This is a genomic window from Vibrio brasiliensis LMG 20546 (genome assembly GCF_000189255.1).
GTDB lineage: Bacteria > Pseudomonadota > Gammaproteobacteria > Enterobacterales > Vibrionaceae > Vibrio > Vibrio brasiliensis.
On sequence record NZ_AEVS01000106.1, the window covers coordinates 15,132 to 28,022 of the forward strand.

The 12,891-nt window shown below is 46.6% G+C and carries 14 protein-coding genes; 9 read left to right on the forward strand and 5 right to left on the reverse strand.

The features are described from left to right. Position 1 precedes the first annotated feature (1 nt). Complete coding sequence (locus RH46_RS19825) at positions 2–1,039, reverse strand: DUF3549 family protein (RefSeq protein ID WP_006881314.1); 1,038 nt, start codon at positions 1,037–1,039, stop codon at positions 2–4. 77 nt (positions 1,040–1,116) lie between these two features. Here RH46_RS19825 and RH46_RS19830 point away from each other — a divergent pair, with 77 nt between their 5' ends. Together RH46_RS19830 and truC are read left to right on the forward strand one after the other, a co-directional pair. Then, positions 1,117–1,431 (forward strand): YqcC family protein, encoded by a 315-nt coding sequence (locus RH46_RS19830; RefSeq protein WP_006881315.1) that lies wholly within the window; start codon positions 1,117–1,119, stop codon positions 1,429–1,431. Beyond that, positions 1,431–2,153: a tRNA pseudouridine(65) synthase TruC gene (truC, locus tag RH46_RS19835; protein ID WP_006881316.1), complete on the forward strand. Its 723-nt coding sequence runs from the start codon at positions 1,431–1,433 to the stop codon at positions 2,151–2,153. The genes RH46_RS19830 and truC overlap by 1 nt, the downstream gene beginning before the upstream one ends. A 250-nt stretch (positions 2,154–2,403) precedes the next feature. Here the strand turns inward: truC and RH46_RS21945 are convergent, their stop codons facing one another. The 4 genes from RH46_RS21945 to xseB form a co-directional block, all read right to left on the reverse strand. Next, positions 2,404–2,625: a hypothetical protein gene (locus tag RH46_RS21945; RefSeq protein ID WP_071985942.1), complete on the reverse strand. Its 222-nt coding sequence runs from the start codon at positions 2,623–2,625 to the stop codon at positions 2,404–2,406. Between the two features lie 229 nt (positions 2,626–2,854). After that, positions 2,855–4,714 carry a 1-deoxy-D-xylulose-5-phosphate synthase gene (gene dxs, locus RH46_RS19845; RefSeq protein ID WP_006881319.1) on the reverse strand — a complete coding sequence of 620 codons (1,860 nt, stop codon included), beginning with the start codon at positions 4,712–4,714 and terminating at the stop codon, positions 2,855–2,857. Between the two features lie 20 nt (positions 4,715–4,734). After that, complete coding sequence (ispA, locus tag RH46_RS19850) at positions 4,735–5,619, reverse strand: (2E,6E)-farnesyl diphosphate synthase (RefSeq protein ID WP_006881320.1); 885 nt, start codon at positions 5,617–5,619, stop codon at positions 4,735–4,737. A gap of 21 nt (positions 5,620–5,640) precedes the next feature. Next, complete coding sequence (gene xseB / locus RH46_RS19855) at positions 5,641–5,883, reverse strand: exodeoxyribonuclease VII small subunit (RefSeq protein WP_006881321.1); 243 nt, start codon at positions 5,881–5,883, stop codon at positions 5,641–5,643. Positions 5,884–6,145: 262 nt separating this feature from the next. Here xseB and pomA point away from each other — a divergent pair, with 262 nt between their 5' ends. From pomA to rlmM, 7 genes are all read left to right on the forward strand, one after another. Beyond that, positions 6,146–6,910 carry a flagellar motor protein PomA gene (pomA, locus tag RH46_RS19860; protein ID WP_006881322.1) on the forward strand — a complete coding sequence of 255 codons (765 nt, stop codon included), beginning with the start codon at positions 6,146–6,148 and terminating at the stop codon, positions 6,908–6,910. A 9-nt stretch (positions 6,911–6,919) separates the two neighbouring features. Further along, positions 6,920–7,864, forward strand: a complete 945-nt coding sequence (locus RH46_RS19865) for a flagellar motor protein MotB (RefSeq protein WP_006881323.1) — start codon at positions 6,920–6,922, stop codon at positions 7,862–7,864. 153 nt (positions 7,865–8,017) lie between these two features. Continuing rightward, complete coding sequence (thiI, locus tag RH46_RS19870; RefSeq protein ID WP_006881324.1) at positions 8,018–9,466, forward strand: tRNA uracil 4-sulfurtransferase ThiI; 1,449 nt, start codon at positions 8,018–8,020, stop codon at positions 9,464–9,466. A 372-nt stretch (positions 9,467–9,838) separates the two neighbouring features. Next, the gene (locus RH46_RS19875; protein WP_006881325.1) at positions 9,839–10,747 is read left to right on the forward strand and encodes a transcriptional regulator GcvA; all 909 of its coding nucleotides are present in this window, start codon (positions 9,839–9,841) and stop codon (positions 10,745–10,747) included. Continuing rightward, the gene (locus RH46_RS19880; protein WP_006881326.1) at positions 10,740–11,366 is read left to right on the forward strand and encodes an alpha/beta family hydrolase; all 627 of its coding nucleotides are present in this window, start codon (positions 10,740–10,742) and stop codon (positions 11,364–11,366) included. Before RH46_RS19875 ends, RH46_RS19880 begins: the two co-directional genes overlap by 8 nt. Beyond that, positions 11,356–11,754, forward strand: a complete 399-nt coding sequence (locus tag RH46_RS19885; RefSeq protein ID WP_040896324.1) for a DUF423 domain-containing protein — start codon at positions 11,356–11,358, stop codon at positions 11,752–11,754. Before RH46_RS19880 ends, RH46_RS19885 begins: the two co-directional genes overlap by 11 nt. Beyond that, positions 11,751–12,842 carry a 23S rRNA (cytidine(2498)-2'-O)-methyltransferase RlmM gene (rlmM, locus tag RH46_RS19890; RefSeq protein ID WP_006881328.1) on the forward strand — a complete coding sequence of 364 codons (1,092 nt, stop codon included), beginning with the start codon at positions 11,751–11,753 and terminating at the stop codon, positions 12,840–12,842. The genes RH46_RS19885 and rlmM overlap by 4 nt, the downstream gene beginning before the upstream one ends. Positions 12,843–12,891: the final 49 nt, after the last annotated feature.

Sequence of the window (12,891 nt, forward strand, 5' to 3'; positions counted from 1 at the left end):
GTTACGCCTTAGCTGCTTGCTGCAGGCTGATAAGAGCGTTGGCTAACTCTTCCGATGGGCTCGAATGGAGCAAAGGAAGCAAGACCATACGTAGCTCAGGGAGCATAACCAGGTCGGCAAACAGTTGGTTGAATAAGCTTTGATTGCCGGTTTGTGCCAAACGAAGCAGGAACTGTTCTGCGGTGTTTGCATCGACCAGCCAATGCCAGCATCGACCTGCGATACCAATCAACACCTCTTGGTGACTGAGGCGAGCACTGTCTAGAACACTGTCAACGATCGGTTTAGAGATCGCATCTTCTGCGCCTGATAAGGCACGCGTTAATGCGGAAAGTAAGAACAGGTCTGGCTCATCACTTTCAATTTGCTGCTTTGCCATCTCAGCAAGGTTCTGCGCCAGTTTACTCGGCAGAGTGGTATGTTCCAGCGCACCAAGTAATGCGTACAATGGCTCAGAAGGTAGGTGTTTTAGCGCCTTACGCACATTAACCCCGTTTTGCTCCTGACCTAAACGGGCACAGATGTCTGTTACACCTTGGAGACCTACAGTATGCCATTTGTCCCACTCTAAACCGCCAGCGAAGTAGTGCTGAGCGTGTTCATAATACTGGCTACAAGGTAAGTTCATCATAGCGCGCACCTGGCTATGGAACACGGCCATCTTGTCTTCAGCAGGTTTGAAGGTATAAGGGTTGTTCGCCAGCTTCTCTTGCTGCTCTTCAGTCAGTTCCTGGTTGAGACGAGTGCCCATTGCTTCAATGACGTACTTGATGAAGTTACCCACATCTGACTGTTTGAGTAGGCCGCGTTCATCCAGGTCAAACTTTAGAAACCAGATCCAAGGTTGTTGCTCTTCATTCCAATAGGCAATTGCAATATGTGCTTTGCGCTGCATTGGGTACGGATAAGCTTGTTGGCCTTTTTCAACGTCTGCGAAAGTCTTAGCTTCGATCTGTTTAATACGTCGACCAAGATCAAAGACCTGATATTGGCAGTCACTGTTAGTGAGGAGCTGGGTGAGAGTATGAATGGTTTCCATTGAAGCAATTGTCCTAACTTTATTTACTCTATAGATGGTATTCTATTGCCAATTTTCAAGGTCCCAAACAAAGATTAATGACAAAAGTGAAACAATTGATCGAGCTTATCGACGATTTAGAACTGACGATGCAACAACTTGGACAGTGGCAAGAGACCCCTCCAGATGAGCAGGCCTTACTTAGCCAACAACCATTTGCGATCGATACCTTAACGCCAAGTGAGTGGCTGCAATGGATCTTCATTGCCCGTATCCGTTTGCTGATCACTCGAAATCAGCCGCTACCGAGCGGATTTTCAATTGCGCCTTACTTCGAGGAGTGTTGGAAAGAGCAGTCGCAATTAACACCATTACTTACAATTATCCAAAAGTTAGATGAGGTTTGTCGCTAGTGTTGGAGATCGTATATCAGGACGAATATTTTGTTGCCGTCAATAAGCCTGCGGGAATGTTGGTTCATCGCAGTTGGTTAGATAAGCATGAAACTCAGTTTGTGATGCAAACCCTCCGTGACCAAATTGGTCAGCATGTATTTCCGCTTCATCGTTTGGATCGACCTACATCAGGGGTACTGATTTTTGCGCTGTCGAGTGAAGTGGCTTCTCAGGTGATGCCGATGTTTGCCAATCACGAGATGGAGAAAACTTATCACGCGATTGTACGCGGATGGATTCTGGAATCTGGTCGTCTCGATTACCCTCTCAAGGTTGAACTGGATAAAATCGCTGATAAACACGCGAGCCAGGAAAAAGAAGCGCAAGAGGCAATCACGGATTACCAACCTCTTGCTCAGGTTGAAATCCCACACTCGACAGGTCGATTCCCAACGACTCGCTATTGCTTGATGGAGATGAAACCATTAACAGGTCGCAAACATCAGCTAAGACGTCACATGGCTCATCTGCGCCACCCTATCGTCGGTGATACGACCCACGGTGATGGTAAGCATAACAAGTTGTTCAGAGAGGTGTATGATTCGCACCGTTTGCTGCTTCATGCCTCATCACTCAAGTTTGTTCATCCATTTACACAACAAGAGATAATCATCGAAGCTGGATTGGATGAGACATGGCAAAAGCTATGTGAAGAGTTTGCATGGTCAACACCTAAGTGACACTGCCTGTCGGTTAGTTAAAAAAAGCTCGTCAATAACAGCAATGACGAGCTGGGTCTAGCCGCGTTGACTAGCAAAGGAGGCACTTGCCATGAGCTAGCAAGCAGATTGAATGTAAAGTAGCTGGTGATAATTTCCTGTAGTCAAATTCTTAAAGTTTCCGCGGCTTCAATCAGTTGGAATCTGTATCACAAACACTCAACATAGTTGAACATCTTCTATCATCATTTGGGCGTAACAATAGCTTGGGTTATGTCGTATGGCATGAATTGCAGCAAAAATAGCAGCCGTTGATCTTGATCTCCGGGAATGAGCTTCTTGCATGAGCAATGGCCGCGGCACATGAAGAGTGCAGACCTAACTTAATCAGATGCTCCATACCCGGCATATAAGTACAACCTGTAGTGGCGTTATGCACCTCATGCTCTCCAGTGTATTGGGACTGCTTACTGAGAAAGTATTTGTGATTCATGATTGTTCCCTCATTAGTGTTCTCAATTCACAACTGAAAAAGTGTGCCCACTTGAGGGAAGAGCGGCAAATCGTGGCTTTTGATTTGGAACTGTATTCCCAGTTGTTATTGCGCTGTTTGGCAATAGCTACGGAAACGCTCATCTTTATCAAGTTCCTAACCGACAAAAACAACAAAGCCCTCTCATAGAGGGCTTTGTTATTATCGTTTAAAGCAGGGTGAGCTAGCTTTACATATATTCTCGGATAGCTTTCTCAATGCCTTGACCGTCGAGTCCAAGCTCTTGATGCAGCTCATCTTGAGTTCCCTGATGGATGAAGTAATCAGGTAGACCAAGATTGAGCACGGGCTTGAGAATCTTCTCTTTCATCATAAACTCAACCACGCCTGAGCCAGCGCCACCGGCAATGGCATTTTCTTCGAGGGTGACAATGACATCATGCTCTGCGGCAAGCTGTTTGATTAACTCTTCATCGAGTGGTTTAACGAAGCGCATGTCAGCGACAGTCGCATTGAGCGCTTCAGCTGCTTCTAGAGCATTGCCCAAGAAAGTACCAAAGCTCAGGATGGCAACTTTTTCGCCCTGGCGAACCACTCGGCCTTTACCAATCTCTAAAGCAGTGAACTCTTGCTCAATTTCTGCGCCCATACCCGTACCGCGTGGGTAACGAACTGCAGATGGGCCAGTATGCTTATGACCCGTGTACAGCATCTGACGACATTCGTTTTCATCGCTAGGTGCCATGATAACCATGTTTGGAATACAGCGCATAAAGCTAAGATCAAAGGCACCCTGGTGAGTTTGACCATCTGCGCCAACGAGTCCGGCGCGGTCAATAGCAAACATGACCGGCAGATCCATAATCGCTACATCGTGGATTAGCTGATCGTAACCACGCTGCAGGAAGGTTGAATAGATAGCAACAATAGGGTGATCGCCGGCAATCGCCATACCAGTCGCCAATGTCACTGCGTGTTGCTCTGCAATGGCGACATCGAAGTATTGGTCTGGGTACTCTTTAGAGAAACGAACCATACCGGAGCCTTCACGCATCGCCGGAGTAATCGCCATCAGCTTAGGATCTTGTGCAGCCATATCGCACAGGAAGTCACCGAAGATCTTTGAGTAACTTGGCTTACCACCACTGCTTTTCGGCAATGAAGTGTGGCTAGGGTCGAATTTAGGTACACCGTGATAGCCAATCGGATCTTTTTCCGCTGGCTCGTAACCTTTACCCTTCTTAGTCATGATATGCAGGAACTGTGGGCCTTTTAGCTCACGCATGTTCTTTAGAGTTTTGACCAACTCGTTGACATCATGACCATCAACAGGGCCGATGTAGTTGAAGCCTAACTCTTCAAACAGTGTTCCAGGCACGACCATACCTTTGAGGTGTTCCTCGGTACGACGAACCAACTCTTTAATTGGCGGTACACCCGAAAGGACTTTCTTGCCACCTTCTCGAATCGAAGTGTAAAGGCTGCCAGAAAGTACCTGAGCTAAATGGTTATTGAGTGCACCAACGTTCTCAGAGATCGACATCTCGTTGTCATTTAAGATCACTAACATGTCTGGGTGAACGTCGCCTGCGTGGTTCATGGCTTCAAACGCCATACCAGCAGTAATAGCGCCATCGCCAATTACGCTAACCACTTTACGGTTAAGGTCTTCTTTACCAGCGCTGATCGCCATACCTAGTGCAGCACTGATCGAAGTAGACGAATGACCAACAGACAGGGTGTCGTACTCACTCTCTTCACGCCATGGGAAAGGGTGAAGACCATCTTTTTGGCGAATCGTCGGCATTTGATCGCGACGACCAGTCAGAATCTTATGTGGATACGCCTGATGACCAACATCCCACACCAATTGATCAAATGGCGTGTTGTAGACATAGTGAAGGGCAACAGTTAGTTCAACTGTGCCTAGACCAGAGGCTAGGTGACCACTGGATTGGCTTACTGAGTTCAGTAAGTAGGTGCGTAATTCATCACACAGCTTCGGTAGCACTTCTTTAGGAAGGCTACGCAGCTCATCAGGAGTATCTGCTAGAGCCAGTGTCGGATATTTTGAAATATCAAGAGTCATATAAATGCGCGCTTATTGTGTTAGTTCTTGCGCTCGATGACATATCGGGCGAACTCTTCGAGTAACTCTGTATTGTATGGGATTGCTTCCAAAGCTTGAAGAGCTTCGTGTAACAGAGTGTGAGCTTTGTTGATAGCTCCGTCTAATCCTAGCAGTGCAGGATAGGTACTTTTGTTTAATTCTTGGTCAGAGCCTTGAGGCTTACCAAGGGTTTCGGTATCGCTAATGATATCAAGAATGTCGTCTTGGACCTGAAAAGCGAGGCCGATAGCGTCAGCATACTGATCGAGAAGAGGCAATACGCGCTCGCCTTTCTCACCCGCCGCTAATGCGCCTAAGCGAATTGCCGACTTCATCAACGCACCCGTTTTGTTGCGGTGAATTTCTTCCAGCTCTTGTAGCGATACATTACGGTTTTCAGCGGCTAAGTCGAGGGCTTGTCCCATACACATACCGTTAGCACCGGACGCATCAGCCAGTACCTTGACCATCTTTATACGGTAGTTCTCTGCTTCAGGGTTCAATTGACCGTCAGCGAGAATGGTAAATGCGAGGGTTTGTAGCGCATCGCCAGTTAAAATGGCTGTCGCTTCATCAAATTTGATATGGCAGGTTGGCTGACCACGACGCAACTCGTCATCGTCCATAGCTGGTAAGTCATCATGGATCAATGAGTATGCGTGGATACACTCGACAGCTGATGCCGGAGTGTCTAAATCTTCTAGCTTACAACCGAGCATCTGGCCAGTGATGTAGACCAGGAATGGGCGCGCTCGCTTACCACCAAGTAACAAGCCATAACGCATGGCTTCGATCAGCGGTAGGTTTTGATGAGGTAGCGATTGTAGCCAATTGTCTAGCTGCTGGTTGTTTCGTTGTTGTAGTGAGGTTAGTGCCTCTTGCATAACAGACATCTTCTCAATCAATTACTCTGGCTGAGCTTCGAAATCACTCAGTGGTGACTCGTCATCATTTTGTAGCAGGATACTAACACGCTGCTCAGCATCACTTAGTTTGCTCTGACCTGCGCGAGCAAGCGTAATGCCACGCTCAAATTTCTTAAGCGCATCGTCTAATGCTAAATCACCATTTTCGAGGTTTTCTACAATCGCATCGAGCTCTTCAATCGTCGCCTCGAAGGTCATGTTTTCAGGTTTCTTGCTCGCCATAAGATTTCTACTTAGATAAAGATGCTCGAAAGTTACCTTAGCCATTAATGATGGTCAAATTTAACCGAGCAAATTTGTCAGAAAAATGGAGTTAAAGCGGTCATTTCATATACCCAAGTGAGTATTAGGGTTAAAGTCCTAGTACTAAAGGTGGGGCAAGCATCTATATTTATGTGAATGCGGTATCAATAAAATACTAAAGATCTGAAGATGTTGCCGATATAATTTGTTAGAAGCTCAAAGATAGCATGAGGAGTGCTCTGTGGATTTAGCAACGCTGATAGGACTGATTGGCGGTTTTGCTTTCGTTATCATGGCAATGATACTAGGCGGAAGCATCATGATGTTCATCGATGTAACGTCGATTCTGATCGTGGTAGGTGGTTCTACCTTCGTGGTGCTTATGAAGTTCACTATGGGTCAGTTTTTTGGTGCGGCCAAGATCGCAGGCAAAGCCTTCATGTTTAAAGCTGATGAGCCGGAAGATCTTATCGCTAAAGTTGTTGAGATGGCCGACGCGGCACGTAAAGGTGGTTTTCTTGCCCTAGAAGAGATGGAAATCACCAACAGCTTTATGCAAAAAGGCATCGACTTGCTGGTAGATGGTCATGACGCTGACGTTGTGCGTGCTGCACTGCAAAAAGATATCGCACTCACCGATGAGCGACACGATTTTGGTTCAAGTGTATTTAGAGCATTTGGTGACGTAGCACCAGCGATGGGTATGATCGGTACTCTGGTTGGTCTGGTTGCGATGCTTTCTAACATGGATGACCCGAAAGCGATCGGCCCTGCGATGGCGGTTGCTCTTTTGACTACCCTATACGGTGCGATCCTATCGAACATGGTGTTCTTCCCGATCGCAGATAAGCTTTCTCTACGTCGTGAACAAGAGAAGCTCAATCGTCGTCTGATTATGGATGGCGTATTAGCAATTCAAGATGGCCAGAACCCTCGTGTGATTGATAGTTATCTGAAGAACTACCTCAATGAAGGCAAACGTGCTCTTGATGTAGATAACGAGTAAGGACGCAGTATGGATGATGATAACGACTGCAAATGTCCGCCACCCGGCCTCCCGCTGTGGATGGGTACCTTTGCTGACTTGATGTCTCTATTGATGTGTTTCTTCGTACTGCTGCTTTCGTTCTCGGAAATGGATGTACTGAAGTTCAAGCAGATTGCTGGCTCGATGAAATTTGCTTTTGGTGTGCAGAACAGACTGGAAGTAAAAGATATCCCTAAAGGAACCAGCATTATCGCTCAGGAATTCAGACCTGGTCGCCCTGAGCCAACACCGATTGATGTCATCATGCAGCAGACCATTGATATTACTCAGCAAACGCTAGAGTTTCATGAAGGTGAATCTGACCGCGCTGGTGGTACGCAAAGAGATAAAGGTTCTCTGACTGGTGGACAGTCTCCGGATACCTCTACTCAGAATAACCAGAACTCAGAATCGGATAATGAACAGCAGCAATCCGCTGAAATGTCGCAAGAGCTTGAGACCTTAATGGAGAGCATTAAGAAAGCGCTTGAGCGAGAGATTGAGCAAGGTGCAATTGAGGTTGAAAACCTTGGTCAGCAGATCGATATTCGTATCCGTGAAAAAGGCGCGTTCCCAGAAGGCTCTGCATTCTTGCAGCCGAAGTTCCGTCCATTGGTACGCCAGATTGCAGATTTAGTTAAAGACATTCCTGGTGTGGTTCGTGTGTCTGGACATACGGATAACCAGCGTATTGATTCGGAGTTGTATCGTTCAAACTGGGATCTGTCGGCGCAGCGTGCCGTGTCTGTTGCTCAAGAAATGGAAAAAGTGCGAGGCTTTAACCATGAACGTCTCCGGGTTCGAGGGATGGCTGATACTGAGCCGTTAGGGCCAAACGATACTGAGGCCCAACGTTCGCGAAACCGACGTGTTGAAATCAGTATTATGCAGGGCGAAGCCTTACAAAGTGACGAAGTCCCGGTACTTCAGTAATCCAAAACAAAGACGAGCAAAACGCTCGTCTTTTTTATGGTCTTTGCTTCATGTATAATCTTGCGCCCTTAGAGGCAGCGAATGGCTAAAGAGCGCTGCTACGCTCAATAGAGCACTGAATTTAGCGAAAACAGTTAACTTGTGAAGTGAATTATGAAATTTATCGTAAAGCCCCATCCAGAAATTTTTGTAAAAAGTGAGTCTGTGCGTAAGCGCTTCACAAAGATTCTTGAATGTAACATCCGTAATATCATCAAGAGTCGTACTGAGTCTGTCGCTGTCTTTAACCGTCGTGACCATATTGAAGTGACGGCTGAATCTGATGAGTTCTACAAAGAGACTCTAGAAGTACTTACCCATACTCCGGGTATCCACCATGTGCTTGAAGTTCAACAGTCAGAGTTCAAAGATCTGCATGACATTTTCGAGCAAGTGCTTGAACTTAATCGTCCACTTATCGAAGGCAAAACCTTTGTTGTACGCGCTAAGCGTCGTGGTAAGCATGACTTCACCTCAATTGAACTAGAGCGTTACGTTGGTGGCGGTCTGAACCAGGCTGTTGAAAGTGCAAGCGTTCGACTACGTAACCCTGACGTGACGGTGAAACTTGAAGTAGCCAACGAGAAGCTGAATCAGGTAATCGCTCGTTATAAAGGCCTGGGTGGTTTCCCTCTGGGTACACAAGAAGATGTTCTTAGCCTGATTTCTGGCGGCTTTGACTCAGGTGTATCAAGCTACCTGCACATTAAACGTGGTTCTAAAGTACATTACTGCTTCTTCAATCTGGGTGGCCCGGCTCACGAGATCGGTGTGAAGCAAGTCTCTCACTATCTGTGGAACAAATACGGTTCTTCAGCAAAAGTACGTTTTATCTCTGTCGACTTTGAACCAGTGGTTGCTGAGATCCTTGAGAAAGTTGATGACGGCCAAATGGGCGTTATCCTCAAGCGTATGTTTATGCGTGCGGCAGGCATGGTCGCTGAGAAGTTCAAGATTGAAGCTCTGGTAACAGGTGAAGCACTAGGTCAGGTTTCAAGCCAGACTCTGACTAACCTGCGCCATATCGACAACGTGACAGATACCTTGATTCTGCGTCCGCTTATCAACTGGGATAAAGAAGACATCATTAACCTGGCACGTGATATTGGCACTGAAGACTTCGCGAAAACAATGCCAGAGTACTGTGGTGTTATTTCTAAGAAGCCAACAGTAAAAGCAGTTAAAGCGAAACTGGATGCGGAAGAAGAGAAGTTCGACTTCGATATTCTTGAGCAGGTAGTCCGTGACGCGCGCGTGATGGACATCCGCGATATTGCTAAAGAGACTGAAGAAGCAGCACCAGAGGTGGAGCAGGTTCAGGCAGTTGAAGAGCACGCGATCGTACTGGATATCCGTAGCCCTGAAGAAGAAGACGACAACCCGTTAGAAATTGACGGTGTTGAAGTTAAGCACATTCCATTCTTCAAGCTAGGCACTCAGTTTGGTGACTTAGACCAGTCTAAGACATACCTGCTGTACTGCGACCGTGGCGTAATGAGCCGACTACAGGCACTTTACCTACAAGAACAAGGTTTCCATAACGTGAAGGTTTACCGCCCTTAATTTCGGTAAACTGAAGGTTATTAAAAAGCGCAAATCGTTCACTCGGTTTGCGCTTTTTTTTGTTGTAACTTTCTTCAGGCATAAAAAAACACCGCCATATAGGCGGTGCTAAAAAATTTGACAGACAGGTCAAAATAAATACAGGAAGTATATGTTTCGTTTTCTAAAACGAAACTGGTAGAAACCTACCGAACTCGAAATACGAGTTTGCAAACACAACATCGCAACCAGGTGTCAATTGATTCAAAAGGGAATCAAGCCGTTCTGACTCCTCGTTGCGGTGTGAAATATAGAATTTCTCTGGTCGTCAGGCAATGGACATTTTATAATGTTTCAGATTAAAAAAACTAATCCAATTTATAGAAGGCTGCTATGTCTAGAAGATTACCTCCTTTAAACTCGTTAAAAGTGTTTGAAGCCGCTGCTCGTCACTTGAGTTTTACTCGTGCCGCAGAGGAGCTGTTTGTGACTCAGGCTGCTGTTAGTCACCAAATTAAAGCGTTAGAAGAGTTCCTTGGCTTAAAGCTGTTTCGACGTCGAAATCGCTCGTTATTGCTAACGGAAGAGGGGCAAAGCTACTTTCTTGATATAAAGGATATTTTTACATCTCTGGCAGAAGCTACTGACAAAGTGCTAGAGCGTAGTGAAAAAGGGGCGTTAACTATCAGTTTGCCGCCCAGTTTTGCTATTCAGTGGTTGGTGCCAAGATTGGCGGATTTCAATCAACAAGAGCCTGATATTGACGTGCGTATTAAGGCGGTTGATATGGACGAAGGCTCTTTGACCGATGATGTTGATGTGGCCATCTATTATGGTCGTGGTAACTGGCCTGGTTTGCGTGCTGATAAACTGTATCAGGAGTTCTTGATCCCACTCTGTTCACCTTCGTTACTTTTAGGTAACAAACCATTAGAAACTCTAAGTGATTTAAAACAGCATACCTTGCTGCATGACACCTCTCGTAAAGACTGGAAACAGTTTGCCAAACAAAATGGCATCGAAGGGGTTAACGTTAACCACGGACCTATCTTCAGTCACTCTACGATGGTGCTGCAAGCGGCGGCTCACGGTCAGGGTGTTGCCCTGGGTAACAACGTACTGGCGCAGCCTGAACTTGAGGCGGGACGCCTGATTGCTCCATTTGATGAAGTCTTGTTATCTAAAAATGCTTTCTACGTGGTTTGTCACGATAAGCAAGCGGATATGGGCCGTATTGCCACCTTCCGTGACTGGATGTTAGCCAAAGCACAGAGTGAACAGGAGGAGCTGCTAGATGACTGATTACTTACGTGATGGCAACGCGGGTGACCCGCTGTTTGTATTCGCCCATGGTGCGGGCGCAGGAATGGATCATGAATTTATGAATTCGGTCGCTAAGGGGTTAGCAGACAAGGGAATTCAGGTGGTGCGTTTTAACTTTCCTTATATGGTTAAACGAGCTGAAGATGGTAAGAAGCGTCCGCCAGACAGAGCGCCAAAGCTGCTGGAAGCATATCAGAGTGTGATTGATGAGCTTGCTGTGGATGGTCCAATAGTGATCGGTGGTAAATCCATGGGGGGACGCATGGCGAGCCTGCTGGCTGACGAAACGAAAGTTGCTGGTTTTGCCTGTTTAGGTTTTCCTTTCCATCCGCCGGGCAAGCCTGAAAACTTTAAAGGTGACCATTTGGCGACAGTGACGAAACCTTGTCTGATTTTACAAGGTGAACGAGATACCTTTGGAAAGCGTGAAGAGTTGAGTGACTTTAGTTTATCAGATGCGGTGTCTGTTGAATTTATTCCCGATGGTGACCACAGCTTTAAGCCACGTAAACGCTCAGGTTACACTGAGCAGGGCAACATTGACTTTGCGGTAGACAAGCTCGCTGCATTTATCTTTGAGGTGTATGGTGAAAAGTAAACAGCTACTGACGATTGGCGGGCTGCTGATGGGTGTTGGCGTCGCCCTTGGAGCCTTTGCTGCTCACGGCCTTAAAGCTATGTTGTCACCTTATTTGGTCGAGGTTTTTAATACTGGCGTTCAGTACCAGTTTATCCATGCGCTTGCGGTTTTATTGTGTGGTTTACTGCTTCAACTGAAATTGTCGCCTAAATCACAAAAATATTTCGCCCTTGCGGCAATTTGCTTTATCATCGGCATCTTTTGTTTTAGCGGCAGCCTCTATGCGCTGGCCATAACAGGCATTAAATGGTTTGGTCCAATCACACCATTTGGTGGTTTAACGTTTATGGTCGGGTGGGGATTGTTTGTCTATGCAGCACTACAGATTAAAGAGGTGAATCAGTGAAACAGTTAATGCTCTACTGCCGTAGTGGCTTTGAAAAAGAGTGTGCCGGCGAAATTCAGGATCGTGCGACTCAGTTAGAAGTATTTGGTTTCCCACGTCTGAAGAAGAATACTGGTTATGTGCTGTTTGAGTGCTACCAAGATGGCGATGCACAAAAGCTGGTCAAAGAGCTGGATTTTAAATCGCTGATCTTCGCTCGTCAGATTTTCGCTATCGCAACTGAAATTCAGGATCTACCAAGAGAAGATCGTATTTCTCCGATTCTCGAATCATTGTCTGATGTTGATAGCTTACCTCGCTGCGGTGACATTCGTATTGAAACGCCGGATACCAACGAAGCGAAAGAGCTGCTTAAGTTTTGTCGTAAGTTTACTGTACCAATGCGTCAGGCGTTGCGCGGCAAGGGTGTTCTGTTAGCAAAAGACAGCCCAAAGAAGCCAGTACTGCATATCTGCTTTGTGGCTTCAGGCCACTGTTTTGTTGGTTACTCACTGCCAGAAAACAACTCGCAATTCTTTATGGGTATCCCACGCCTGAAGTTTCCAGCAGATGCGCCGAGTCGCTCAACGCTTAAGCTGGAAGAGGCATTCCACGTATTTATCCCTCGTGAAGAGTGGGATGAGCGCCTGGCTGCTGGTATGTGGGGGGTTGACCTAGGTGCGTGTCCGGGCGGTTGGACGTATCAATTAGTTAAGCGTTCAATGTTTGTGCACTCTGTCGATAACGGCATGATGGCTGACAGCCTGATGGATACCGGTCAGGTTAAGCACCACCAGGAAGATGGCTTTAAGTTCGAGCCTGCACGTAAGAACGTAACCTGGTTAGTCTGCGATATGATCGAGAAACCTTCGCGCGTAGCACAGCTAATGGGCGAATGGATCATTAGCGGTTGGGCGAAAGAAGCGATCTTTAACCTTAAGCTGCCAATGAAAGGCCGTTACGACGAAGTTCTGCAAGATATCGAGAACCTCAAAGTTTTCATGATTGAAAACGGCGTTAAGTTCCGTCTGCAAGCTAAGCATTTGTACCACGACCGTGAAGAGATCACGGTACACGTGCAGTGTTTGTCGAATATTTCGCCGAGATAGGGATGGAGAGCGGACTTCGTCCTGCTAGAATCTAGAACGCTGCGCTTCG

Bases quoted from the DNA above. Each gene is read 5' to 3' on its own strand.
- RH46_RS19825 (WP_006881314.1), bottom strand. From the start codon at position 1,039: ATGGAAACCATTCATACTCTCACCCAGCTCCTCACTAACAGTGACTGC.
- RH46_RS19830 (WP_006881315.1), top strand. From the start codon at position 1,117: ATGACAAAAGTGAAACAATTGATCGAGCTTATCGACGATTTAGAACTG.
- RH46_RS21945 (WP_071985942.1), bottom strand. From the start codon at position 2,625: ATGAATCACAAATACTTTCTCAGTAAGCAGTCCCAATACACTGGAGAG.
- dxs (WP_006881319.1), bottom strand. From the start codon at position 4,714: ATGACTCTTGATATTTCAAAATATCCGACACTGGCTCTAGCAGATACT.
- ispA (WP_006881320.1), bottom strand. From the start codon at position 5,619: ATGCAAGAGGCACTAACCTCACTACAACAACGAAACAACCAGCAGCTA.
- xseB (WP_006881321.1), bottom strand. From the start codon at position 5,883: ATGGCGAGCAAGAAACCTGAAAACATGACCTTCGAGGCGACGATTGAA.
- RH46_RS19865 (WP_006881323.1), top strand. From the start codon at position 6,920: ATGGATGATGATAACGACTGCAAATGTCCGCCACCCGGCCTCCCGCTG.
- thiI (WP_006881324.1), top strand. From the start codon at position 8,018: ATGAAATTTATCGTAAAGCCCCATCCAGAAATTTTTGTAAAAAGTGAG.
- RH46_RS19875 (WP_006881325.1), top strand. From the start codon at position 9,839: ATGTCTAGAAGATTACCTCCTTTAAACTCGTTAAAAGTGTTTGAAGCC.
- RH46_RS19880 (WP_006881326.1), top strand. From the start codon at position 10,740: ATGACTGATTACTTACGTGATGGCAACGCGGGTGACCCGCTGTTTGTA.